The 24,935-nt window shown below is 54.6% G+C and carries 20 protein-coding genes; 10 read left to right on the plus strand and 10 right to left on the minus strand.

Translation table 11 applies throughout. The features are described 5' to 3' along the window. The first annotated feature begins 807 nt into the window (after positions 1-807). Positions 808-1,650, plus strand: a complete 843-nt coding sequence (locus B5F17_RS09970) for a class I SAM-dependent methyltransferase (protein WP_087373520.1) — start codon at positions 808-810, stop codon at positions 1,648-1,650. A 39-nt stretch (positions 1,651-1,689) separates the two neighbouring features. Here B5F17_RS09970 and B5F17_RS09975 read toward each other — a convergent pair whose 3' ends face one another. The 5 genes from B5F17_RS09975 to hprK form a co-directional block, all read right to left on the minus strand. Further along, positions 1,690-2,379: a flavodoxin family protein gene (locus B5F17_RS09975; RefSeq protein ID WP_162608147.1), complete on the minus strand. Its 690-nt coding sequence runs from the start codon at positions 2,377-2,379 to the stop codon at positions 1,690-1,692. 129 nt (positions 2,380-2,508) lie between these two features. Beyond that, a complete protein-coding gene (locus B5F17_RS09980) occupies positions 2,509-2,922 on the minus strand; it encodes a C-GCAxxG-C-C family protein (protein WP_087373524.1) in 414 nt (137 codons plus the stop codon). A gap of 34 nt (positions 2,923-2,956) precedes the next feature. Next, on the minus strand, positions 2,957-4,258 hold the full coding sequence (locus B5F17_RS09985) for an N-acetylmuramoyl-L-alanine amidase (RefSeq protein WP_087373526.1): 1,302 nt from the start codon (positions 4,256-4,258) through the stop codon (positions 2,957-2,959). A 131-nt stretch (positions 4,259-4,389) separates the two neighbouring features. Continuing rightward, entirely contained in the window at positions 4,390-5,325 is a 936-nt protein-coding gene (locus B5F17_RS09990) for an ROK family protein (protein ID WP_016146235.1), read from the minus strand. 105 nt (positions 5,326-5,430) lie between these two features. Further along, positions 5,431-6,366 carry an HPr(Ser) kinase/phosphatase gene (gene hprK, locus B5F17_RS09995; RefSeq protein ID WP_016146236.1) on the minus strand — a complete coding sequence of 312 codons (936 nt, stop codon included), beginning with the start codon at positions 6,364-6,366 and terminating at the stop codon, positions 5,431-5,433. A gap of 203 nt (positions 6,367-6,569) precedes the next feature. Between hprK and rpmB the strand changes: the two genes are divergently transcribed. From rpmB to B5F17_RS10015, 4 genes are all read left to right on the plus strand, one after another. Continuing rightward, positions 6,570-6,758, plus strand: a complete 189-nt coding sequence (gene rpmB / locus B5F17_RS10000; RefSeq protein WP_016146237.1) for a 50S ribosomal protein L28 — start codon at positions 6,570-6,572, stop codon at positions 6,756-6,758. Positions 6,759-7,011: 253 nt separating this feature from the next. After that, complete coding sequence (locus tag B5F17_RS10005) at positions 7,012-7,242, plus strand: DUF6514 family protein (RefSeq protein WP_016146238.1); 231 nt, start codon at positions 7,012-7,014, stop codon at positions 7,240-7,242. Between the two features lie 287 nt (positions 7,243-7,529). Then, positions 7,530-9,821 carry a helicase-related protein gene (locus B5F17_RS10010; RefSeq protein ID WP_087373527.1) on the plus strand — a complete coding sequence of 764 codons (2,292 nt, stop codon included), beginning with the start codon at positions 7,530-7,532 and terminating at the stop codon, positions 9,819-9,821. A gap of 113 nt (positions 9,822-9,934) precedes the next feature. Beyond that, entirely contained in the window at positions 9,935-10,813 is an 879-nt protein-coding gene (locus B5F17_RS10015) for a glycerophosphodiester phosphodiesterase (RefSeq protein WP_016146240.1), read from the plus strand. Positions 10,814-10,857: 44 nt separating this feature from the next. Here B5F17_RS10015 and pepF read toward each other — a convergent pair whose 3' ends face one another. Next, entirely contained in the window at positions 10,858-12,660 is a 1,803-nt protein-coding gene (gene pepF / locus B5F17_RS10020; RefSeq protein ID WP_087373529.1) for an oligoendopeptidase F, read from the minus strand. 213 nt (positions 12,661-12,873) lie between these two features. Here pepF and B5F17_RS10025 point away from each other — a divergent pair, with 213 nt between their 5' ends. Together B5F17_RS10025 and B5F17_RS10030 are read left to right on the plus strand one after the other, a co-directional pair. Beyond that, positions 12,874-13,425, plus strand: a complete 552-nt coding sequence (locus tag B5F17_RS10025) for a nitroreductase family protein (protein WP_040332444.1) — start codon at positions 12,874-12,876, stop codon at positions 13,423-13,425. Positions 13,426-13,665: 240 nt separating this feature from the next. Beyond that, positions 13,666-15,189, plus strand: coding sequence for a 4Fe-4S dicluster domain-containing protein (locus B5F17_RS10030; protein ID WP_087373531.1), 1,524 nt, complete (start codon positions 13,666-13,668; stop codon positions 15,187-15,189). Between the two features lie 156 nt (positions 15,190-15,345). Here the strand turns inward: B5F17_RS10030 and B5F17_RS10035 are convergent, their stop codons facing one another. Then, the gene (locus B5F17_RS10035; protein WP_087373532.1) at positions 15,346-16,851 is read right to left on the minus strand and encodes an ASKHA domain-containing protein; all 1,506 of its coding nucleotides are present in this window, start codon (positions 16,849-16,851) and stop codon (positions 15,346-15,348) included. A gap of 17 nt (positions 16,852-16,868) precedes the next feature. After that, on the minus strand, positions 16,869-18,887 hold the full coding sequence (locus B5F17_RS10040) for a hydantoinase/oxoprolinase family protein (RefSeq protein WP_162608148.1): 2,019 nt from the start codon (positions 18,885-18,887) through the stop codon (positions 16,869-16,871). 219 nt (positions 18,888-19,106) lie between these two features. Between B5F17_RS10040 and B5F17_RS10045 the strand changes: the two genes are divergently transcribed. Further along, the gene (locus tag B5F17_RS10045; RefSeq protein WP_016146246.1) at positions 19,107-19,859 is read left to right on the plus strand and encodes a DUF1638 domain-containing protein; all 753 of its coding nucleotides are present in this window, start codon (positions 19,107-19,109) and stop codon (positions 19,857-19,859) included. A 63-nt stretch (positions 19,860-19,922) separates the two neighbouring features. Here the strand turns inward: B5F17_RS10045 and B5F17_RS10050 are convergent, their stop codons facing one another. Then, positions 19,923-21,095: a helix-turn-helix domain-containing protein gene (locus B5F17_RS10050; RefSeq protein WP_087373535.1), complete on the minus strand. Its 1,173-nt coding sequence runs from the start codon at positions 21,093-21,095 to the stop codon at positions 19,923-19,925. 351 nt (positions 21,096-21,446) lie between these two features. Here B5F17_RS10050 and B5F17_RS10055 point away from each other — a divergent pair, with 351 nt between their 5' ends. After that, positions 21,447-22,085 carry a cobalamin B12-binding domain-containing protein gene (locus B5F17_RS10055; RefSeq protein ID WP_016146248.1) on the plus strand — a complete coding sequence of 213 codons (639 nt, stop codon included), beginning with the start codon at positions 21,447-21,449 and terminating at the stop codon, positions 22,083-22,085. 372 nt (positions 22,086-22,457) lie between these two features. Here B5F17_RS10055 and B5F17_RS10060 read toward each other — a convergent pair whose 3' ends face one another. Further along, positions 22,458-23,501 carry a LacI family DNA-binding transcriptional regulator gene (locus tag B5F17_RS10060; RefSeq protein ID WP_087373537.1) on the minus strand — a complete coding sequence of 348 codons (1,044 nt, stop codon included), beginning with the start codon at positions 23,499-23,501 and terminating at the stop codon, positions 22,458-22,460. 606 nt (positions 23,502-24,107) lie between these two features. Between B5F17_RS10060 and B5F17_RS10065 the strand changes: the two genes are divergently transcribed. Continuing rightward, entirely contained in the window at positions 24,108-24,893 is a 786-nt protein-coding gene (locus tag B5F17_RS10065; RefSeq protein WP_087373539.1) for a TIM barrel protein, read from the plus strand. Positions 24,894-24,935: the final 42 nt, after the last annotated feature.

Genomic DNA, 24,935 nt, shown 5'->3' on the forward strand with positions numbered 1-24,935 from the left:
AGCTCATTTACGGTGACAATACTTGGCTGGCGACGGCCCGGGAAGATAACTCGACGCGCACACTGAAAAGCAGTCTGTATAGACTGCTTTTTGTTTTATCTGAAAAAGTCATATAGGATTTTAGATAAAATTATTCTCTGTTCATGGCTTGACCGAACAAGTCGGTCACAGCCTTACGGAAAAACGTCCCACCGGGACATTTTCTATTTCCGTAAGGTTCCATAAAGTTCACATTTACAACGTAGTCCTAGCATAAACGGGAGCGCCGGACGGCTTGCACCCGCCGTGAGGAGCTCGTACATTCCCACCCTGTCGGCAGTACGCAGTAACCCGGATAACAAGGGAAAACGGGTTCCCAAAGGGTGGAAAACCGTAGGTTGTCCATCCTTTGGCCTTCGTTCTCCTTTCAAGGAGAGTTTCCAGTCCTCCCGACTGATCGGGAAATGAAACGGTAGCGGTAGCGGCGTTAGCCGCTATGTGAAAAACGCTTTAGGCGTTTTTCATGAGCGCGCTTAGCGCGCAAAGATTCTCGCCGCCTGCGGGCGGCGCTTTGAACGAGAGTTTAGTTGATTTTCCCTCGCGGGGGACGCGAAAATCAAAAGGGGATTTCGCGTCCTGCGGGACGCGACTCAGGGCTCTGCCCTGGGAACCCGCAAACCTTTGAAAAGGTTTGATCGAAACTTTATTAAGAAAGCTCGTTGGAAAATGCTGAAATAGATACTTTCTGACTTTTGGTTGCAATTTTTTGCATTTTGCTTTATAATAGAGCGTGATTAAGAGGATTCGATACAGGAGTTGACAGGTATTATGATGACAAAATTCCTTTTGGCGCTCAACCGACTGTTCCCGTTGCCGGTACATCCGTTTAATTTACAGAACGAAGGCAAAGAAAGCTATGCAATGTGGCAGTATGAGCGCGGCGGAAATACCATTGCGTTCTACACCGAGCGCTACACGACAGAGGAGATGTTTGCGGATAAAACCGTATTGGATGTCGGCTGCGGCGCAGGTGGTAAGACCATGTACTATGCCTCGCAGGGTGTCAAAAAGATCGTAGGCATGGACATTGTAGCGCACTACAAAGAGGAAGCTGAGGCGCTGGCGGAGCAGCTTGGGTATGCAGATCGCTTTACCTTCGTGGTTGGCGATGCAGCCAATACCGGTTTCCCGGACAACAGCTTCGATACGATTATCATGAATGATGCAATGGAGCATGTAGACCGTCCCGATCTGGTACTGGCAGAGGTACGCCGTGTGCTCAAGCCTGGTGGACGGCTGTATGTAAACTTCCCGCCGTACTATCATCCGTTTGGTGCGCATCTGTCCGATCTGATCGCAATTCCGTGGGTGCACATGTTCTTTTCTGAGGACACGCTGGTTGCCGCTTACAAGGAGTTGTGCAAGACGGTTCCGGACGGTGATGATCGCATTAACTTCCGCATTTCGACCAATGCGCAGGGCAAGGAGTATTTCTCCTACATCAATCACATGACCATTAAGCGTTTTGACGGCTTACGTGCAAGTGCAGGAATGAAGCAGGTATATTATCGTGAAGTGCCGCTGCGTGGCTTCCTGGCACCGCTGGCCAAGCTGCCGCTGCTCAAGGAGTGCTTTGTCAAGATGGTTGTATGCGTATTTGAAAAGGAATAAGAGAAAAGACCGCATGTTGTCATGCGGTCTTTTTTATGTTTACCAGGGTTTGTGGCCGGAAAACCAGCCTTGCACCTCCCAGTATTGCAGATCGGTCGCAGTATTCATGCGCGGCAGTAGACGACGAAAGAAGCCAAACATCAGGCGCACATACAGGCGAGGTTTGACGGGACGATCGACGCGCAGGCGACGACAGGCCTTTTGCACATCACGCTCCAGACGTGAGCGTGTGGCAGGGGAGACCGAATCCCAAGTCAGTGCGTGAACAGCTCTGCCTAAGCGCACTACGCGGCCCACACCCCAGAAATTCATGCTGTCCTGCAAATCCTGCAAGGTACGGCGCATGCCGCCGCCTGCGGCTGTTGTCAGCAGAAGCGCTCGTTTGGTGAACATGGATGGGGTGGGACGGTGCAGCATCCAGCGGCATCCAAAGTGATCCAAAAAGGATTTCATTGTGCCGGTGACGTGATAGACGTAGACAGGAGATGCAAGGATGAGCACGTCGGCTCGGTCGATGGCATCCAGTATGGGGGCAATTTGTGCGTGAGCAGGTGCACAGCAGGGAACTGGAGCAAAGAAACAGGCGTTACAGCCGGTGCAGACATGATGAAAGTCACGGGGCAGAAAAAACTCATGCACCTCATCCGGCTGTAAGGTCTCAATCGCCATGCGCGCGAGGTGTACGGTGCTGCCCACATGTTCTGTGCCGTAAATGGCAGTTACAATCATAGAAAATCCCTCCCGAATTGCATATCTTATGCGCAGCATGGGCAAAATAGAATGCTGCGATCGCGGTAAGAGATTGGGTAAAAGAAACGGTCATCCGAATGGATGACCGTTTTTGACATGCAGAATATTTTACTGCGCATCAGCGAGCAGCTTTTCTTCGATGATACGTGCAGCATGGCGGATGCAGTCGTCGCACGAGCACAGCGGCTTGCCCGTATCGCGGCCTTTGAGCTCGGAGCACAGCAGCGAGCCGGTTGCCTCTGAAAAGGCTTCTCCCAACATGCGGTCAATCTTGTAGGTTGCGGCCTTGGTAGAACCCGGCGTTTCTACACCGGCGCTGTTCTGAAGACCTGCCAGCATCAGACCGCCGGTCAGTGCACCGCAAACTTCCATCATGCCCATGCCAAAGCCGAATGCTTCGCTCATCTTGTAAGCGGTCTGCTCGTCTACGCCGAACAGGTCAGCGTAGGTGCAGACAATGGCCTGAGCACAGTTGTAGCCCTTGTGATGGCGGGCGATTGCCTGTTCAATTATCGATTCCATGTAACATAAACTTCCTTTGCGTAGGATTTCAAAATCAGTACGGATGGGTCTCGAAATACTTCATGATCGCATTGTACTGTGCAGTAGCCTGCTTGTCCAGGTTCTCGGTATACAGAAGCCACAGCTGGTCGTCCGGATTGCTCATAAAGCAGAACTCACTGATAAATGCCAGTGCGCCGCCTTCCTGAGCTGCACGCAGGACGAAGTAATAGTCCTTAGAGGGATCGCTGCTGCTGCGCTGGAAGACAAAGCGTCTCCAATCCTGACCCAAGCTGGTGTACTCCTGCTTGAGCAGATCGCCAAACTCTTGTCCTGCACCGCCGTTCTCGTAGGCAACCTGAATGAGCAGCTCGGCACCCTTGGGGGTGGACGTAGAATAACCGTTCTGATGAACGCTGAAAATCATGTCGTACCCGCCGCCTTCGGTGCTGAACAGCTGCTTACGGGTCGTTGCGTCTACCGTCGAGTCATCCTCACGTGTCATGCGTACCTCAACACCGGCCGCTTCCAGCTTGTCGCGCAGCATGAGCGAGACAGCAAGGGTAAAGTCCTTCTCGTAGATCTTGGTGTTGCCATCGTGGTGTACGCCCCAATAGTCATCGAAGGGGATAGCCGAAGTTGCAACATTGCCCGAGTCGGCGCCGCCATGACCGGGATCGATCCAGATCTTGAGCTTGCCATCGATAGCTGTGGGGGTGGGAGTCGGTTCCGGTTCTGCCGGCGTTTCGGGTTCTTCAGGGGTCTCTTCGGGTGTTTCCGGAGTCGGCTGTTCTACGGTCGGGGTTGTGATGACGACCGTGCGCGTTTGGGATTCATAGCCGACATCGAAGCCCAGCGCATCGCCCAGATCGACCAGCTTAAAGTAGTTGTAGCCGTCGACGTTGTAGGCGGTCAAAGAGGCCTTGATGCCGTTGATCAGAACGGTTTCACTGCATGTCTGTGCGGTCGCGTTCTTGGTCGGGATCGCGCCGAGCTCACCACCGACGGCTTCATAGCTGCTGCCGGGTGTGAGGTTCATGGAACGGGTGCTCTTGTCCCAGGTCACGCCGAACTGAGCGGTCGTACCGTTGAGGATGAGGGCGATATCACGCAGCTTATAATAGTTGTTGCCGTTGATGTTGTAACCCACCGGCTTGACCTGCTTGCCGTCAAGCATGACAGTCATGGTAGCCGGATATGCAGTAAGAGAAGCGGCCATGACGGACTCGCTCACGGTCTCGCTGACTGCCGTGGCAGTAGGAGCAGATGTACCTGCGGCTTCCGGGTCGTATGAGACAGCGCCTGCGGCCGAAGTGAGCAGTGCTGCCGTCAGAATGCCTGCAACCAATCGTTTCATAGATGCGTCTTCCTTTTTTCGTCCGGGGGTGAATGCGAATACTAAAGTTAATTATAACAAACAAGCGGCGGAAAATCAAGAAAAACACCGGAATATGTTGGATTTTGGCAGGTTTTTACAAAAATAAGCGATTAGAGGAGGGCTGCGCCGATGATACCGGCATCGTTGCCGAGGGTTGCTGCAACGATGGGCGTACCTTCGGGAGCGATCTTGAACTGCTGTGCATGGACGCGCTCGCGCAGCGGCATGAGCAGCTTTTCACCGTATCCGGCAACACCGCCGCCGATGACGATGGCATCGGGCTGGAATACGTTGATAAGGTTGGTCAGACCGCAGGCCAGATAGTCGCAGTAATCATTGAATACGCGGTCGGCCAGTGCGTCGCCGGCATCGCGTGCATCACAGACCATCTTAGCAGTCAGCTTGCCGCCGTTTTCCTGTACCATGGCGTGCAGGCAGGTGTCGGGGCACTGCTCCATTGCTTCGCGTGCCAGACGAATTAGACCGGTTGCAGACGCGTAGGTCTCCAGGCAGCCGTGACGGCCGCAGTTGCAGGGTGCACCGTTCGGGACGATGACCATGTGGCCGATCTCGCCTGCGATGTCCTCGCGGCCGGTGTACAGCTTGCCCTCGAGAACGATACCGCCGCCTACGCCGGTGCCCAGCGTGACCATCAGCAGGTTGCGGGTGCCGCGGCCTGCGCCGCCGTAGAACTCGCCCAGTGCAGCACAGTTTGCATCGTTGTCGATGTTGACCGGGCAGTTGAATTCGGGTTCAAATGCATGCGCGAAGCAGACGTTGGACATGCCGAGATTGGTGCCGAAGGTCAGCGTGCAGGTTGCCTTGACGAGCGTACCGGGCAGACCAATGCCGATCTGCTCGATCTCGGAATAAGGAATGTTGTGCTTGTCGCACAGATCGCGGCACAGGTCGTGCATGACCGCACACAAGCCGTCCGGATCGCCGGTCTTGGTGGGAGCAGAAATTTTATCCATCAGTACACCGTCCAGGGTGCACAGGCCAACAACCGTGTTGGTACCGCCGAGGTCAATGCCGAGTCTCATCATAATTCAGGATTCCTCCAGTCAAATATTTTGTCAAATTCCGGTGGTTTTGCCTGCCGGAGCGTGGGAAAAAAGGCAGGGGGAAGCCCTGCCTTTCTCGGAAATTCATTAGTTGCCGCCGAAAGACTTGAGCATGCGCTCCTGCAAGTCCTTGGCCGCGTTGTAGCCCATCTTCTTATAGCGGTCGTTCATTGCAGCGACCTCAATGATGACGGCGAGGTTACGGCCGGGGCGAACAGGAATGGTCAGAGAGGGAACAGTGATGTCCAAAATGCTGGTGGTCTGACCCTCGAGGCCCAGGCGATCATACTGCTTGCCTTCCTCCCAGGGTTCCAGATTGATGACCAGCTCGACCTTTTCGGTCAGCTTGACCGAACCGACACCAAAGATGCGGCGCACATCGACGATGCCGATACCGCGCAGCTCGATAAAGTAGCGGATGACATCGGGCGAGGTGCCGACCAGAGTCTTGTCCGACACGCGCTTAATCTCGACGGCATCGTCAGCGATCAGACGGTGACCGCGCTTGACCAGCTCGATCGCGGTCTCGGACTTACCGACACCGGAGTCACCGAGCAGCAGAACGCCTTCGCCGTAGATCTCGACCAGAACGCCGTGCAGGGTGATGCGCGGCGCGAGGGATACCTTAAGGGAAGCCACGAGTGCGTTGACGATGGTGGACGTAAACTCGTTGGTGCGCAGCAGCGGTACGTTGTACTTCTGAGCGGCTGCGAGGCACTCGGGGAAGACATCCATGTTGCGGGAAATGATCATAACCGGGATGCCAGAGCCGAACAGCTTGTCAAAGCACAGCGCACGTTCTTCATGGGTCATCTTTTCCACAAAGGTGTTTTCAACCTTACCCATGATCTGGATACGGTTGGGGTCAAAGTAGTCAAAGAAACCTGCCAGCTGAAGCGCCGGACGGCTGACGTCGGTCTTGGTGATCTCGACGTGTTCAAAGTTTTCCGGGCCGTAGACGACCTCGAAATCAAATTCCTGGATCAGGTCGCCAAGGCATACACCAAATTCTTTTAATTGCATGTTTTCGAATCCTCCTACCGTACGCGAGTAAGATACCTTTATTATAACGGAGCGATACAGGCTTTTCAATGGCTGCATGAAAACGGTGAAAAGTTTTTTTGTTTTTTTAAAATAAATTGAAAGAAAGGCTTGCATTTATGCCGGACTTGTGCTAATATAATATCCGTTACTCAATGCCTTTTAGATAAGGAGGTGCAGGAAAAATGGCAAAGTGCGATATTTGCGGCAAGGGCGTGACCTTTGGTATCAAGGTTTCCCACTCCCACAGACGTTCTAACAGAACTTGGAAGCCGAACGTTCGTCGTGTTAAGGCTCTGGTCGACGGTACTCCCCGCCATATCAACGTATGTACTCGGTGCCTCCGCTCCGGCAAGGTTACCCGTGCCATCTAATGTTGATTCATTTGAAAGCGCCCGCGCATTCTGCGCAGGCGCTTTTTGCGTTTTTACGCACATTTTACCAGTATCCGTATTGCGCGCAAAATGAGAAAAATCTCTCATATCTTATGGATTTTGCCGATATTTTCCCGCAAATCTTGTAGGGAAAAGCAGGAAATATAGTAAAACATCATGTGTATATCGACAAAAAGTGACACAGCATATGGTGGCTGCGTGCTACAATAGGAGCAGAAAGGGGGAAGCGTTTATGTATCCCTGCTTCGCTGTGATTGAGTCTGTCCCCGTGCCGGAGGATCGGACACACACATTCGGCATTGCGATGCTGAAAAACGGCTGTCTGCTCGATATGCTGTCTGATGTAACGGTAAGACGCGCAGATGCCGAGAAAATCGTGTGCAAACTCAATCAGAATCGAGTCGCTGCGATCCATTTCCGAGATATCATCTATGACTGGATTACAGAACAGGCGATGCTATGACCGCGCAGGAAGAAACCAAAAGGGGTGGTTTCTTCTTTTTTTGTCTCAAAAAATAGGACTGGGCAGATGATAAAAACAGTTAAATGTGTAACCGAGGGGGTGGGATAAGCTGTCCCAAACAGAGAAAGCACATACAATACATTCACTAGGTAGAGGTTTTGCGTGCGTGAAGGGAGAACAGAGGGCAAGCCTTGTCCTTGAAGGATAGAAATGGTATAATAGCCGGGAGCAGCTGTACATAATTACAGCTAATTGAGACAGAAATTTTGAAATCTTGGAGGCCTTTCATGCTTGACCCCAATGAAGCCCAGTGGCTGACCGTGAGCGACCTGTATGAACGCGGTTGGACTGACCCGATCATCAAGCGCCTGCCCGCACCGACACGGGGCATAAATCCGCATCATAAGAACAGTCCCAAGGCCGTGCGGCTGTGGTCGCTCGAGGACGTCATGCGGCTGGAAAACCGACCGGATATCCGGGCGCAGCTGGAGCGCGTCGCCGGACGGCGTGCAGGCCGTGCCGAGCGGCGCAGAGCGCAGGAATTACAGCGGCAGAACCGGGCATTTCTGGGCGGTCTGGCATTGGAGCAGGCCTTTGATGCGCAGGCACTGGAAACCATGACCGAGGGTGACCGCACGGCAATTCTGCTGGTACGCCGTCTGCATCAGGCCATCTTGAGCGCACTGTATGACACACAGCCGGTGCGATCGATTGCCGAGGCACAGGACGGTCTGCGCACGGTCATGGAGATGACCGGAGCCGATGTGCGGCACAGCCGTTACCTCAAAAATCCGCAGCTTCTGGCATCCTGTGCGCCGTGGCTCGGACGGGGAGAGACCAAGCGCGAGCGCAGCTTACATCATTTGCTGCAAAAGGGGTACACAGCGGCGCTGGTACGCGTGGCGGCGGTTATTTTATATGAGTACGCCCAGCGCGGCGAGCCGGTTCCGGCCGAGCAGATTTTAGCGCTGCCCGATTTCCCGGTGCGTAAGCTCATGGACAGCTCGCTGTACCAGATTTATCTGGTCGACTTTATCCCGGCTATGATTCGCAGCCAGCTGTCCGACCTCATCACGGTCGATCCCAAGGACGAGTATCCCGAAGCGCGTATGATGCAGCGCCGGTTTGTCATTCATGTCGGCGGAACCAATACGGGCAAGACATACGAGAGCCTGAACCGTCTGGCACAGGCCGAGAGTGGTGTTTATTTAGCACCGCTGCGCCTGCTGGCACTCGAGGTGCAGGAGTCTATGCTGGAACGCGGCGTGAATTGCAGTATGCTGACCGGCGAAGAGGAGGACATCCGACCGGGTGCGACGCACATTGCATCTACGGTGGAAAAACTCGACCCGCATCGCGTGTATGACGTAGCAGTCGTGGACGAATGCCAGATGATCGCGGATCGCGAGCGTGGTTTTGCATGGACGCGTGCGATCTTGGGCTGCTGTGCCCGGGAGATCCACCTGTGCACCGCACCCGAAGGACTGGACATCATCGTCCGGCTGATTGAGAGCTGCGGGGAATCCTATGAGATCGAGCACCACGGACGCAAGTGTGACTTGATTCTGGTCGATCAGCCGATCACTTTGGAAGATGTGCAGGACGGCGATGCGTTCATCGCGTTTTCCAAGCGCAACGTGCTGTTATTGGCCGAGCAGCTGCGCCAGATCGGCGTACCGGCCTCGATTATTTATGGTGCACTGCCGTATGCGACGCGTAAGTTGCAGATGGAACGCTTTTTACGCGGTGAGACCCGCGTGCTGGTGGCGACCGATGCCATCGGCATGGGACTGAACCTGCCCATCCGACGTGTTATCTTCACCCGTGACCGCAAGTTTGACGGCTTGCATAATCGCGCACTGCGCCCGGAGGAAATCCGCCAGATTGGCGGACGTGCCGGACGGTTTGGTGTATATGATGAGGGCTTTGTGACCGCGACCATCGACAGCGAGACCATCTGGCAGGGCCTTTCCGCACCGGTTGAACCGATCAAGCAGGCCATGCTGGGCTTTTCCGATCTGGTTCTGCGTGTCGATCACGACCTGCTCGAAGTTTTGCAGGTGTGGAACAGCATCCCAGCAATCGAGCCGTATAAAAAAATGCCCATCGACCGATACATCTTTATTTTAAAGACCTTGCAAGACTGTGGGCTTGCGCTGGACAAGGAACAATCCCTGCGGGCTGCGACCATTCCGTTTGACGAGCGGGAAGAGGAATTGATGGACTATTTCCTGCTGTACTGTGGTCAGTACCTGGAAGGACGGGAGATCGAATGGCCGCGGCGGGGCAAGAGCTCGCTCGACGGGCTGGAATTATACAGCCAGATGCTCGATCTGTACTATTCGTTCTGCCGCGCATTTCGTCAGCCGGTCGATCTGGACTGGCTGCGCACCGAAAAAGAGAATACTGCGCTGCAAATCAACGAACTTCTGGTGCGAGAGTTGTCCCAAAAGGGTAAAAGCTGCCAGGTTTGCCATGCACCCATGCCGATTTCTTCCAAATTCCGGGTATGTTATAAGTGCATGATGAAGCGAAAGAAACAAAGTCATATCCAAATGCACGGGAAAAAGTCAGGGTAAAATTAGCAAATTTAACCAAATTTTTGTTGACATTCTCTAAAGGGCGCAGTATAGTGAAGCTGAAAAGACGTGCGGCGCACCTTGCCGTGTTTGAGAAGGAGAAGACGAGTACTATGAGAAAGCAGTATACCGGCCCCTGGCGCATGGCGCATCGCGGCATCAGTCAGGCTGCTCCGGAAAATACGCTCGAAGCCTTTCGCGCGGCCTATCACGGCGGAATTGAAGGACTGGAAATCGATATCCGTATGACCCGGGACGGGGTGATCGTCATTCATCACGACGAGACCCTGGAGCGTCTGACCTGTGGTTCGGACCATCCCTGCACCCGTGCGGTGCGGGACTGTACCTGGGCGGAGCTGGAAGCGCTTGAACTGCCTTATGCCAATCACCTGATGGATAACTGGAAGGATGAGGGCATGGAGGAGCACGAAGCGGTGGACGTTGCGCGCCAGCTGGGACAGGACCCCGATCATCCGTATGAGATCGAACGGCAGAAAGATCCGCGTATGGCCAAGCTGATGCGTCTGTCCGACCTGTTTGAGTGGATGGAGCAGCTGACCCGCCGTGTGATTTTGGAAATTGAGTACAAGGCACCGGGAATGATGCCCGAACTGTGCGCACTGCTCGAAGGTTTTTCCGGACGCAGCGACTGCATTGTATTTTCGGGAGAACCCGAGCTGATCGACGAAATTCAGGATTATGCCCGACACAATCGCTTGCCCGAAGGTGTCAAGCTGGGCGCAAACATTCGCCGTCTGACGCCCGAATGGAAGGAAAAGATTCCGTCGATGAAGTTGTTCGAAGTTGGCCTCAACATCGAAGCGCTTGAGCGCGAGGATATTGAATGGCTGCGCGGACGCGGCATTCTGGTGTTCTCCAATCTGGGAGACACGCCGGGCGGCTGGCAGAAGATCTGCACCCGCAGTCTGACCGGTTTTAAGACCAATTACACTGGGCCGTTTAACGCCTGGTGGGACGAATGGAAAGAATAAACGAAAAGACCGCTCTGAAAGAGCGGTCTTTTTTTGACGGATGTTTAGTCTTGCAGCAGAGTCTCCAGTTCGGTGACCAGAGAATCGAACAACTTAAGCGCAGCGGCAACCGGTTCGGGGGAAGCCATATCCACGCCTGCGCCGCGCAGCAGAGTGACCGGATCGGCCGAGCAGCCCTTGGACAGGAAGGACAGGTAATCCTTCACAGCGGGTGCACCCTCTTTGAGGATGCGCTGAGACAGCGCGATGGCTGCCGCATAGCCGGTCGCATACTGGTAGACATAGAAGTTGTAATAGAAATGCGGAATGCGTGCCCATTCCAGTGCGATTTCGGGATCGAGCACGATGTCTTCGCCGTAGTAATCACGGTTGAGCTGCTGGTACTTGGCCGACAGCGATTCTGCGGTCAGCGGGATGCCCTGACGGGTCTGCTCGATGCACCACAGCTCAAACTCTGCGAACATGGTCTGACGGTACAGCGTACCGCGGAACTGTTCGAGGAAGTAGTTGACCAAATAAGCGCGGCGGCGCTTGTCCTGGGTCTTGTTCAGCAAATGCTGCATGAGCAGCGACTCATTGCAGGTCGAGGCCACTTCAGCGACAAAGATCACATAGTTTGCATAGGTGACCGACTGGTGCTTGTTGGACAGATAGGAGTGCAGCGCATGTCCCATCTCATGCACGAGCGTAAAGACATCGTTTAAGGTATCGGTGTAGTTTAACAGAACGTACGGATGGGTGCCGTAAGGGCCGGCAGAGTACGCGCCCGAGCGCTTGCCCTGATTTTCGTATACATCGATCCAGTGGTTTGCAAAGCCTTCTTCCAGCATAGCACGGTATTCGTTGCCGAGCGGAGCAAGTGCTTCCAGCGCGGTCTGCTTGGCCTCTTCGTAATCGACCTCGACATCCTGATCGGCAACGATCGAGGTGTACAGATCGTAGAAGTGCAGCTCGTCCACGCCCAGCAGCTTTTTGCGCAGACGCACATAGCGGTGCATGGCGGGCAGACCGTCGCGGACAGCGGAAATCAGATTGTGATAGATCTCGACCGGTACTTCGGTGCCGTCCAGGGCGGCGTGCAGGGCAGAGTCGTAGCGGCGTGCATCGGCGAAGAATTGCAGCTGCTTCATCTGTGCGCTGAGCACGGCGGCCGAGGTGTTGCGGTACTGGCCATACACGCTGTACAGCGAATGGAAGGCATTTTCACGCAGTACGCGGTCGGGAGACTGGAGCAGGGGAACGAAGGTGCCGTGGGTGACCGGATGGGACTGTCCCTGACTGTCCACAGCGTCCGGGAAGGTCATATCGGCATCGTTGAGCATGGAAAAGATATCGTCCGGGCACTGTCCGAGCTGACCGGCAGCGGCCAGCAGTGCTTCGCACTCGCGCGACAGCGTGTGCGGCTTTTGACGGCGGACGCGGTCAAGTACCAGACGGTAGTGCGACAGACCAGACGCAGCCTGATAGAAGCTGTCCAGCGTCTCGTCCGGGATGGCGAGCAGTTCGGGCGTGGAAAATGCGTCGGCCTGACCGACTGCGACAGCCAGATTGGTGAATTTTGCGGTCATCTCCTGATAGACTGCGTTTCTCGTGTCCTCATCGCTCTTGCGCTGCGCGTAGTTACCGAGCGCGTCCAGCTTTTCGCTGAGCGTATCGCCAAAGCGCAGATATTCGAGCAGGGTGTCGGCGGAGTCGGACAGATGACCCTCAAAGCCGCGTAGCTTGTCCAGCATGGACTGTGCCTCGGCGTAGCAGGAGCTCCAGGCTTCATCAGAGGGGAAAATATCGGTCAGCGCCCATTGAAACTGCGGATCGACCTCCGCACGGGCGGGAACGGTTTTGGGCATAGGGATTCCTCGCTTTCGGATTCCGGCATACCGGAAAAATTTGTAAGTCCACTCTAACACGGATGTGCCGCCTTGTCAAATACAGACCGTGCAATCGGGAAGGACAAGGACGGGAATGGGATAGTTTATGAAGATTTGATGAACTTATACACCCTGTTTGTTGACTTTTTTCGGGTAAAACCCTATGATAAAAGAAAAGAGGTGATCGTTTTTATGAATACCCAGGACTGTATTTTAACCCGCCGCAGCGTGCGTAAATTTACCAATGAGCCGGTCGCACCCGAGACCGTCGAGCAGGTGGTATCGCTTGCCGCCTTCGCGCCTTCGTGGAAGAATACCCAGGTGAGCCGTTATCTGGCCGTCATAGAGCCTGAGGACCGCGCGCAAATCTGTCAGTATGTACCCGACTATAACGCGCGCATCATCGATCAGTGCTCGGTGCTGCTCGCACAGACCTTTGTCAAGTCGCGTTCGGGATACGAGCGGGACGGCTCTTTTTCGACCGATCGCGGCCCGGGATGGCAGTATTACGATTGCGGCATCGCCGCACAGACCCTGTGCCTTGCCGCGCACGATATGGGACTGGGAACGGTCATCATGGGTGTGTTCGACCGTCCGGCGCTCGAGCGCTTTTTAAACATTCCCGCAGATCAGGAACTCATGGCGCTGATTGCCCTGGGCTACCCGGACGAGACGCCGCCGGCACCGCGACGCAAGGACGTACAGACGTTATTGTCCTTCAAGCGCGGACAAAGTACCATATAAGATGGACAGAAAAACGATCAGGACCTGCCAAAATTGGCAGGTCTTTTGCTTTCCTGAAATTGTATGCAAAATGACAACGGACAGCTGTAACGAAAAAGACAAAAATGTTGGCAAACTTGGTCAAATTACCGGTAAATAATGGGTAAGATATGAGAAAGGGATTGATAAAATGTTGGAAAACTATTATACTATGAGAGCGAGATTGAAAGAATATTGAGGAATCGTGAAAGGAGTCTCTGTATGCGCGGAGTTTATACCAGCATTAACGAGATTCGTCGCCGCGTTTATACCGAAATTGCGCGTATGGCGTATGAGAGCGACGATTATGCAAAGACCATGGAGGGGCTGCCCTACCAGATCCTGCCCGGTGAGCGTGCATCTTACCGCGACAGCATTTTCTTGGAGCGTGCGATTGTAGGCGAGCGCCTGCGTCTGGCAATGGGTATGCCGGTGCGCACCGCTGCGGCTGACAAGCCGATCTCGGAGGGCATCGAAAAGTGCTCGACCGAGGAGCAGTACTATGAGCCGCCGCTCATCAACATCATTAAGTTTGCCTGCCATGCCTGCCCGGAGAAGCAGATCGTAGTCACCGAGGGCTGTCAGGGCTGTCTGGCGCATCCCTGCACCCAGGTTTGCCCCAAGGATGCCATCCACATCATCAATGGCCGCTCGGTCATCGATCAGGAGAAGTGCATCAAGTGCGGCCGCTGCCAGGAGGCATGCCCGTATAATGCAATTATCAAGCAGGAGCGTCCGTGCGCGAAGGCTTGCGGCGTGAATGCAATCCATTCGGACGAGAACGGCTGCGCAGAGATCAACTATGACAAGTGCGTATCCTGCGGTATGTGTCTGGTTAATTGCCCGTTCGGCGCAATCGCTGACAAGGCACAGATCTTCCAGGTTATCCAGGCCATCAAGAAGGGCGAGAAGGTTTACGCGGCTGTTGCACCGGCATTTGTCGGTCAGTTCGGCCCCAAGGTTACCCCGGAGAAGCTGCGCGCAGCAATGAAGGCACTGGGCTTTGCCAATGTCATCGAGGTTGCGGTTGGCGCTGACCTGTGTGCAACCCAGGAAGCCATCGACTTCCTTGATCATGTTCCGGAGAAGATTCCGTTTATGGCAACTTCCTGCTGCCCGGCATGGTCGATGATGGCAAAGCAGGAGTTCCCGGAGTACAAGGAGTGCATCTCCATGGCACTGACACCCATGGTACTGACCGGCCGTATGATCAAGAAGCGTCATCCCGAGGCTAAGATCGTATTTATCGGACCCTGCGCGGCAAAGAAGCTGGAAGCACGCCGCCGTTCGGTACGCAGCGACATTGATTATGTCCTGACGTTTGAGGAAATGATGGGTCTGTTCAATGCCAAGAACATTGATCTGGAGTCCATTGAAGCAGAAGAAGCACTGTCCAAGGCAAGCACCGACGGCCGTAACTTTGCGGTCAGCGGCGGCGTTGCAAAGGCAGTTGTCAATAGCATGAAGAAGCTGGAGCCCACCTGCGACATCAAGGTTGCAAGCGCACAGGGCCTGGCAGAGTGCAAGAAGATGATGATGATGGCCAAGGCAGGCAAGTATAACGGCTACCTGCTCGAAGGCATGGCTTGCCCGGGCGGCTGCGTCGCTGGTGCAGGCACCATGCAGCCCATCGCAAAGTCTGCGGCATCGGTCGGCATCTATGCCAAGAAGGCACCGGTCGAGCTGTGCTGCGATACCCCGTATCTGGAAGATCTGGACGATATTCTGGAGGAAGACGGCCTGTAAGGTCACCTTTGACCAACCCTGCATGACTGCATGCAGAATGAAAATCAGCCGAACAACGCTGTCAAAGGCGTATGTTCATACCTGTCTTTTTTCAGACAGCAGACACAAGAAAACCGCTCTCGTTTGGGAGCGGTTTTCTTGTGTTTTATGATGTAATTAAAATTCCATAAAGGACATGCAGTCGACATACGCGTCCATAAAGACCGGGCTGGCCGACAGCGACAGTTCGCAGGCTTCCTGTGCCATGCGTTCGCTGATCGTGCGCAGTTCGCGGTTCATCAGCAGCATGGCTGCGCCGCCGAGTGCACCGTTTCCGATGAAGTGCGTCTTGTGGGTTAGTGCCGCCGGGAACAGGCCGATGGCTGCCGCTGAGTCATAGTTGATACTGCTGCCAAAACCACCCGCGACGTGGAAACGAGCGACTTCATCGGCGGTAATGCCGCTCTCCTGCATGAGCGTGAGCAGTCCGGCACAGATGGCGGATTTGGCAAGCTGGATTTGCCGGACGTCCTTTTGGGTGATGGACACCGTGCTGTTACCGATGGTGTAGCTTTCCTCATCTTCGGTTTCCAGATAGCCGGTATCGTCGATGGTTTCCTGCTCGAGCATGACGCGCAGGGCATCCAGAATGCCCGAACCGCAGATGCCGACCGCCGGACGGTCGCCGACCGTTGTGTAGGTCACCTGATTGTCCGATAACTCGACCGTGCGGATGGCACCCGGTGCGGCAGGCATGCCGCAGCTCAGTCCGGCACCCTCGAATGCAGGTCCGGCTGCCGTGGCACAGCACAGCAGCTTGCCGTCCTTGTACAGCGCCATTTCGCCGTTGGTGCCGATGTCGGTCATGAGTTGTACCCCGTCCTCATGCAGCATATCGGAAGCCAGAATGGAACAGGTGATATCCGCACCGACATAAGCGCCAATGCAGCGAGGCAGATAGACCGGTGCACCGGCGAGTGTGTGACGGCTGATCGAGCCGAAGAAGGTGGACATGGTGAAGGGAACGACGGCCAGTGCCGACGGGTCAATGCCCTCGTACAGATAGAGCATGGTGCTGTTGCCGGTCACGACCGCCTCGTCAATGTGCGAGATACCGGCTTCGGTCAAGCAGCGCTGTGCCATCTGCTCGAGCTGATCGCGGATGAGCGTGGATAGCGTATCCAATCCGGCTGTCTTGCAGGCTTCAATACGCGAGATCACATCTGCACCGTGGCTGCGCTGGGCGTTTTCGGCCAGCTGCTCGGCCAGTACGGTGCCCGAGGTACGGTCAAACAGCTGCATGGCGACGGTGGTCGTGCCGATATCCACCGCAATGCCGTAACCGGTCTCGGTGCGTGTGAACGTTGGAATTTCATTCCAAGCCAGAATCTTGGACGGCCCAGCCGTATGTACAGTGACCGTCACATCACCGGAAATCCGGCAGGAACAAGCCAGTCGAATGCCGTTTGTGCGGTCATCGGCAGACAGGAACGCTAACTCATGTGCGTCAGGTTCGGAGACCTGGCCGGAGATCTGTACGCGGCATTTGCCGCAGGTGTGGTTGCCTGCACAGGGCAGCGCGAAAGACGGTAATTCCGACTGAAGCACAGCGGACAGCAGCGTTCCGATCGGTGCCTGGGTGTGAATTTCACGGTTTGCCGTTAAAATGGTGATGGTAGGCATGATGGGTCAAAACGCCGTCAGTCGGCGTTATCCTCCTTTGCTTCGGGATGTACGTAGGTGCTTGCGGTTGCCGAGAGGTGGGTCGACAACTTGGTGCCGTCATAGCAGTTGTCGGTCGTATGGAAGGTCACCCGGAGTTCACCCACTGCGCCCTGTGCGCGCACATTCTGTTCGGCCTGTGTGCGCAGACAGGATTTGCAGTAAGCGACTGCATCCTCAGCCTGGGCAAACCAGCGGGTCGCCAGACCGGGAATGATGACCTGAAATTCGGATGTTTCAGCCGAGCGGGCGTGCACGCGGACTTCACCGGATACCGTTGCGGTGATTTGTCCGGTGACTGCACCGACCGCGTTTGCGGTGGAAGCATGGGCGGGAATGACGCAGGGGGCATGCAGCGCGTCCGCTGCGGCTTTGAGGAACAGGTGGATGGGGCCGCCAATGCCGATGAGGGTGGCCGGAGTGGAACACCCGAGATGCAGCAGGCCAGACGGTTCTTTGTGTCGCTCGTTCCATTGCAGTTCCAAAACGGCCTTGATGCCCTCGTCCAGACCGTTTTTGCGGAAATACGGGTGGGTATGTTCGAGCAGCATCTGCGAGACACCCAGAAAAATGCGGCGCTCGATCTCGGTATATACCCGACGGTACAGCGTTTCGGGCTGCAAATCCAGCGAAGCCGCGGCAAAGGAAACTGCCAGACGCGCGCATTCGGTGTCGTATGCGGTGAAGTCTCCGCGCACGTGCATTACGTCCGTGGGAGTCAGTCCAGCGCGCACGATGGCACCCGACTGTTCCAGTGCCGACGTGTCCAGCAAATACTTGTCCAGATGCAGCAGGTTTGCCGCTTGTTGGATGCTGAGCGGGCCCCGTGTGAGTGCGCGACACAGCCGTTCTTCTTCCGGTGTCATGGGGATGGTCTCCCAGTCGGTGCGCCCGAGGGTCAGGAACTCGTGCATGGGAAGCGAGTGGGTGGGCGTTGCACGAATCTGGTCGCGCAGCGTCTGCACAATCTCGGGATACTGTACCGCCAGTCGACAGAGCGGAATGACGCGCTCGGGGCCGATGGTGAGGGCGTCGAACCGCCAGCGGATAACGCTGTCGCCGCCGAGTGCAAAGGAGGTCGAGAATAGACCGTGCACCAGCGTTTTCCAGTCTCCAACGCGGATACCGTCTTCGCACAGAATGGGCAGACGGTTGTCAATCAGTGCGATATCGGTCGTGGTGCCGCCCATGTCGACGATAATGGCCTGATCGACTCCAACCAGTGTGCTGCCGCCAAGTGCCGAGGCGGCAGGGCCGGATAACAGGGTTTCGACCGCGTGGTTCATCGCAAAGGGACAGCTCATCAGGCTGCTGTCCGAGCGCACGACCATGAGCTCGGCGGAGATTCCGTGGGCGCGGAACGCCTGCTTGGCAGCGTTTAGAAAATCACGGGTGATGGGGATGAGTCCGGCGTTGAGCAGTGCGCTGGCTGCGCGTTCCAGACTGGACAGGTCACCGAACAGGGTGCTGGAAACCACGACCGGCAGGCCGGTTTCCTCCTCGATGATCTGTGCGGCCTTCTTTTCCACAATACCCTCGTTGCGCACGGCAAAAATTTCGCACACGGCGACCGCTTCCACGTCAGAAAACCACTCTCTGGCGTGCTGGCGCAGGACAGACCAGTCGGGCTCTTCGAGTACTTCACCGCGGATGGTGGTGCGGCAGGGCAGATAGCGGATGTCATCCGGGTCATTGAGTCCAAACCGGGCGCCGTTGCGCGCGATGCCCTGATGATCGATGCCGAGCAGCAGCAGACGGGATTTGCGCGCCTTGGACTCGACACAGGCGTTGGTTGCGAGGGTGGTGGACAGACCGGCAAGCTCGGCTTTGCGGCACAATTCGGGATTGAGTCCATCGAGTGCGTTCAAAATGCCGGCCATCAGGTCGTAATGGGTGGTCAGCGCCTTGGAAGTGTCCAAAATGGCGCGGGTGTCCAGATCGATCAGGACGGCATCGGTCGAGGTGCCGCCGGTGTCGATGCCAATGCCGATACGCATAATACGTTTGCCCCTTCCCGTTTTCAGATACAGATAACTAATTTCAGTATAGCTGTGTGTGCGCCCACTGTATAGGACAATTTGCGCAGAATTTTGGATAGAATGGCAAGAAAGTACAAAAATGAAAAAATGCCTGGAAGCGTGAAAAAATTGCTTGCCAGCGGGCGAAGTCGTGCGTATAATGGAGGCAAAACCGGACAAGAGGGAGAGAAAGGAACGATGAGAACGGCATTTATCGGCTGTATGGTGATGAACCGGGAAATCAGCCATCTGGTCAGCGAGAGTCAGAACCCGATCCGTACCTGGTGGCTGCGGCAGGGACTGCACGACACACCGGACATTTTGCGCCATGAGCTGCAGCGCATCATTGACGAGATCGAGCGGGAAAATGAGATGCTGCGCGAGAACCAGCGCTTTGAGGTCATCTGTCTGGGATACGGTCTGTGCTCGAACGGTGTGGTCGGTCTGCGTCCGCGCTCGCTTCCGCTGGTCATTCCACGCTGTGACGACTGCATTTCACTCTTTTTGGGCTCGGCTGACCGATACCGCAAGCTGTTTGCCGAACACAAGGGCATTTACTGGTATAATCCGGGCTGGATTGAGCAGGCGTTTACGCCGTCGACCGAAAATTATCGTGTCCAGCGTGCGCAGTATGCCGAACTGTACGGCGAGGAAAATGCCGATTTTCTGATGGAAAGCACCAATTCATGGATGCACGGGTATGAGAGCTGTGGATACATCACCTGTCCGCTGCGGCGCTATCCCGAATACGAGGCGTACACCAAACAGGCGGCGCAGGACTTCGGCTGGACGTACTTTGAAGAGCCGGGAGAAATGGGCTATTTTGAGGCGCTGCTGCATGGTCCGTGGGATGAAGAACGCTTTTTGGTTTGCCATCCGGGCGAACGGGTGCAGGCCGATTATTCCAACAAGAAAATTTGCGCGGTCAAGATCGACGAGACCGAGGCATGATGCAATGAAAAAACCGCTCCGAAAAAGGAGCGGTTTTGTTTACTTTCTGACAGTCCAAAAGATTTACTTTTTGCTCTTTCTGTACTGACCGGGTGAGACGTTGGTCAGCTTTTTGAAAATACGGGTAAAATAACTTTGATCGTCAAAACCGACTGCGTAGGCGATATCTGCAATGGACATGGTGCTGTCGCGCAGGTAGAGCTTGGCGCGTTCGACGCGCAGATGGTTGACGTACTCGGTGAAGGTGTAGCCCAGCTCATCCTTGAGAATGCGGCAGAAGTAGGACTTGGACAGAGATACATGCTCGGCGGCATCTTCAAGTGTCAGTTTTTCGGCCAGATTTTCTTTGATGTAGGCGGTAGTCTGGTAGATGACGTTGTGGTGCTTGATGTCGTTGAAGTCGAAGACAAAGTTGATAAAACGGTGCAGTACCATGCTCAGCCAGCGGTTCAATTCTTCCAGATTGCGCAGTTTTTCAATTTCCGGTTCATAAGACTGGCTCAGACGGAAGATATCGTTGACATCGGCACCACCGTCGATAGCTGCGCGGGACATCAGCACAAGCAGGGAGTGCACATGCTGTTTGATCTTGGCCAGATCGTTGCCGCAGGCCAGATACAGGCCGGACAAGAGCACGTTGAGCAGTCGCTGAGAGCCTTCCTTGTCTCCGGCGCGGATGCTCTGCTGGAGCTGTCGCTCGCTGTCGATGGGGTATTCTGCCGCCTCAGCCGAGGAATAGAGATCGTACATGGTGTTGAGCAGCTGCGCCTGACGGCCGGAGTCAACGTTCGGCGCACGGTCTTCCTGACTGAGATAGCCGACGGCGGCGCGCAGCAGTTCGCTCAGCGCACGAGTCTGCTGGGTAGTCATGCGCGGGATACCCTCGACGTTTTCCAGCGAGAGGATGTTGTCCTCGTACGGGTCATCAAGTGAGTTCGCCATAACGATGGGGCCGGTGATCATGCACAGATCGCCCTGGTTGTCGGGATCGTGCACCATGGTGGCGATAAACACCAGACCGCGCGGACAGTAATAAATATATTTTCCGTCCCAGCGCTCGGCCTCGTATGCACCGTACAGGTGGGTGTGCGAGGCGTTGCACTGATAATTGTCACAGACTGTGCGGAAGGGCTCGCTGCAAAAAGAGCCGTCCGGGATGCGGATGAGGGTACAGTGTGTACCCGTCAGCGTTTGCACAAAATTGCAGTAGTGCAGGCATTGTTGCTGGAAGTCCATGCTCAGAAACCTCCTGGGGAAGACAGTTTAATTTTTTTCAATATAGCAGATTTTTTTGTGATATGCAATGTGAATTTCAATAAAATGCAAAGAACCTTACGGTGAGCGGGCACTGTATACTTGCCCAAGAACGCATGAATTTTGAAAGGCACTCCTGTGAAAAGTGATAAGATAGTACAAAAAAGCGCAAATGAGTTCAAGAAAAAAAGACAGGGGACTGGTATGATACATACAACAGATCGGGGCGGCAGCGCAGACAGCCGAGCGGAAAGTGCATCCGCTGTGCGCTGGAGTTGCACGCGCCTGAAAAGGGAATCCAAACGATAAGATTGTGAAAGGGAGAATATAATTATGAGCGCTATTTTGACTGATATCAGCTCCTGGCTGCAGCAGGGACGTGCACCGAAGGTAAAGGCTTGCGTACAGCAGGCTCTCGACGAAGGCATTCCGGCAGGCGATATCCTGGAAAAGGGTCTGCTCGATGGCATGAACATCATCGGCCAGAAGTTCAAGAACAACGAAGTTTTCGTTCCTGAGGTTCTGATTGCAGCACGTGCAATGACCAAGGGCATCGAGCTGCTCCGTCCTTACCTGGTAACCGAAGGCGTTGAGGAGAAGGGCACGGTTGTCATCGGTACGGTCAAGGGTGACCTGCATGATATCGGCAAGAACCTGGTTCGCATGATGATGGAAGGCAAGGGCCTGAAGGTCATCGATCTGGGCGTTGACGTACCGGTTGAAAAGTATCTGGACGCAGCGCGTGAGAATAACGCGAACATCATTGCATGCTCGGCTCTGCTGACCACCACCATGACCGAGATGCGTGAGGTTGTTGAGGCAGTTAAGGCATCTGAGCTCAACGGCAAGGTCAAGATCATGATTGGCGGCGCGCCGATCACCCAGGCATTCTGCGATTCCATCGGTGCAGACTGCTACACCCCGGACGCAGCAAGCGCAGCGGATGCAGCACTTGCGATCTGCGCATCGTAAACCATATAAGTTTTACTTTTGTGGCCGCTGTCGGGCTGACACACCGCAGGTGTGCGAACGGCAGAGGCTAAACAAGGGAAGAGGGACGTACCCCACAGCTTATCGCTGCTGAAGCGCGAGTCCGTACCGCTGAAAAGGTGAAAACCGGTCACTGGGAAACTGGGAAGGCTGCGGTACTAAGACGTTGAGCGGCAATAACCGCTCTGAAAGCGTGAGTCAGAAGACCTACAAAATGCACTGCACTTTGCTTGCAAAGTGATTTGTAAGATTCCCAAAACAGCCGTCGCGGCAATTTGCGCACGGCTGTTTTTTCTGCCTGAAAAAGCCCCCGGACATGGATACCGTCCGGGGGTCTTTTGTTGGTCGAGGTTATTATAAATTTTCTGCGCAGAAAATCGAGATGTTGGAACCGGGCTGCTGAGCCGCGGGAGATTTGCCTTTTTGAAGCAAGTCACGCAGCAGAATGAGCGGCAAATAGCCCTGCTGGTAGATGTCCTGCGAGATGGCAAGGTCTACGTCGCCGCTGCGCAGCAAACGCTTGGTGCTCTCCGAGATATCGTGACAGATGACCCGGATACGTGCTTTGGACGTGGCGGCGTGAATGGCTTCGGTGCAGCCGGCAACGCTCTGATTGGCCATGTAGATGGCAGATAGATCGGGGCAGCGGCTGAGGGATTCGAGCACCTTGCGGTAGGTGGTGTGGTAATCGTTGAAGGTCTCGACAATTTCAATCTGACCGTTATCAAATCCCAATTCATGCATGCGCTCACAGAATCCGTCCAAACGGGTGCGGTGACCGTCAAATTCCAGATTGCCGACCGCAGCCAGAATTTTGCCCTTGGGGTCGATGCACTTGCTCATCAGTTCGGCGGCAATGCGACCGCTGCGGCGGTAGTCCTGACCGATAAAGCACAGGCGTTTGCTGTTCGGAAGATCGGAGTTAAAGGTGATGGTCGGAATGCCTTGTGTCGCCAGCTGGTCGATTTTGGCCTCGATGGCGATGTTGGCGATGGCGCACATAGCGATGCCCTGCGCACCGTCTGCGACCAGTTGGTCGAGCAGTTCGATGACCTCGCCGGGAATGTCGGTCTGACAGTGGCAGAGCATGACATCGACGTGAAAGTCGGTCAGTTCAGCGCGCGCAGTCTGGATACCGCGCTGCACTTCATTTCTAAAATGATCATCCGGCCAGTTGGGTAAAATGACACCCAGACGGATGGGAGAAAAACGCGATTCACTGAGCACACGCTGGTGCGCATCGCGCGGGGAAACATAGCCGAGTTCCTGCATAGCAGCCAGGATGCGGGTACGCACTTCGGCTTTGACATAAGAGCGATTGTTGAGGACACGGTCGACCGTACCGCGAGAAACGCCGGCGCGATCGGCGACCATCTGAATGGTGGGACGCTTTCCCATACTGGATCACTTCCTTGTTGCTTCAGTAAAAAGCGCACTGTACCAAGAGTGCGCTGACAGAACTGTTTTCAGTATACCATAGATTCTGTGCGGTGCACATGCTTTTTCAAAAATATTTACAAGAGATCAAAAAATTCGGGAAATCCTGTGCATTTTTGAATGCCGATAAAGTATGCACGGGGCAAGAACGGCAATCTGTGCGAGTACCGAGGGGATTGGGAGAAAAAAGGAAAAGTCATGCAAATAAGATATAAAGATACAAGAAAAGTGAAAACGATATAACCAGATTAAAGATGCCGGGAATAGAAATGCACACAAAAATTGTGCGGGTTGAATAGAAAGACGGTGATAGAATGGGAAAAGTGCATAAAATGAACTTAATTCGTACAGATATTGCAGGAAAAACGAGAAAATGATTGTATATCTGCCGGGTAAAGTGAAAACTTTGAGAATGGGTGAAAAGCGAGCGGGAGAGAGCACATTGACAGGTTGTAGGCTGTGTGCGTATAATAGCAATAAAGGCACAGTGCGTGCAAAAACACATAAAATGGAGAGAAATCACAGGGAAAGTATGTGTACGGATAATCGTTTTGAGGAGGTTTTGCTATGAAATTCATACGCTCTGCTTGCATTGAACCGATGTACTATGAGATTCCGTTTCTGGATCGTTTCCAGGCAGCCAAGGACGACGGATTTGAGTATGTAGAGTTCTGGAGCTGGACAGACAAGGATTTGAATGCGGTCAAGGCAGCGGCAGAAAAGGCAGGCATCGGAATTTCCGGTTTCAATGGAGACGCTGACTATTCGCTGATCGATCCCACCCACAAGGAGAAGTATCTGGACTTTTTGCGCCAGTCGGTTGCAGCAGCACAGAAGATCGGTGCAAAGTCGGTCACCATCCATTCCAACGCGCTCGGTGACGGTGGTATCGTGGTCAACCACTATGATGATCTGAGCGATACGGTGAAGCTGTGCTCGATGTACGATATGCTGCTCGAATGCGCCAAGATCGCTGAGGAGAGCGGCATTGCCATGAATCTCGAACCCCTCAACATTACGACTGACCACGTCGGAAACTTCCTTGCTCACACTCAGATGGCCGCAGAGATGACAAGACTCATCGGCTCGCCCATGCTCAAGGTGCTCTATGACGTCTATCACATGCAGCTCAACGAGGGCAGTCTGTGTGACACCATCCGCACGTATGCCGATCAGCTGGGACATATCCATGTTGCCGATGCTCCCGGCCGCCATGAACCGGGAACGGGAGAGATCAACTATCATAATGTATTCCAGTGCCTCGGAGAGGTAGGATACACCGGCCGCATTGGCTTTGAACTGATGCCCAAGACCTCGACCGCTGAGGCCGTCAAGGCAATTATGTCTTACTAATGTAAAAACAACGGGCAGACACGTTTGTGTCTGCCTGTTTTC

Origin of the sequence: Butyricicoccus pullicaecorum (assembly GCF_002160355.1) — a bacterium.
In the GTDB taxonomy this organism is placed as follows: domain Bacteria; phylum Bacillota; class Clostridia; order Oscillospirales; family Butyricicoccaceae; genus Butyricicoccus; species Butyricicoccus pullicaecorum.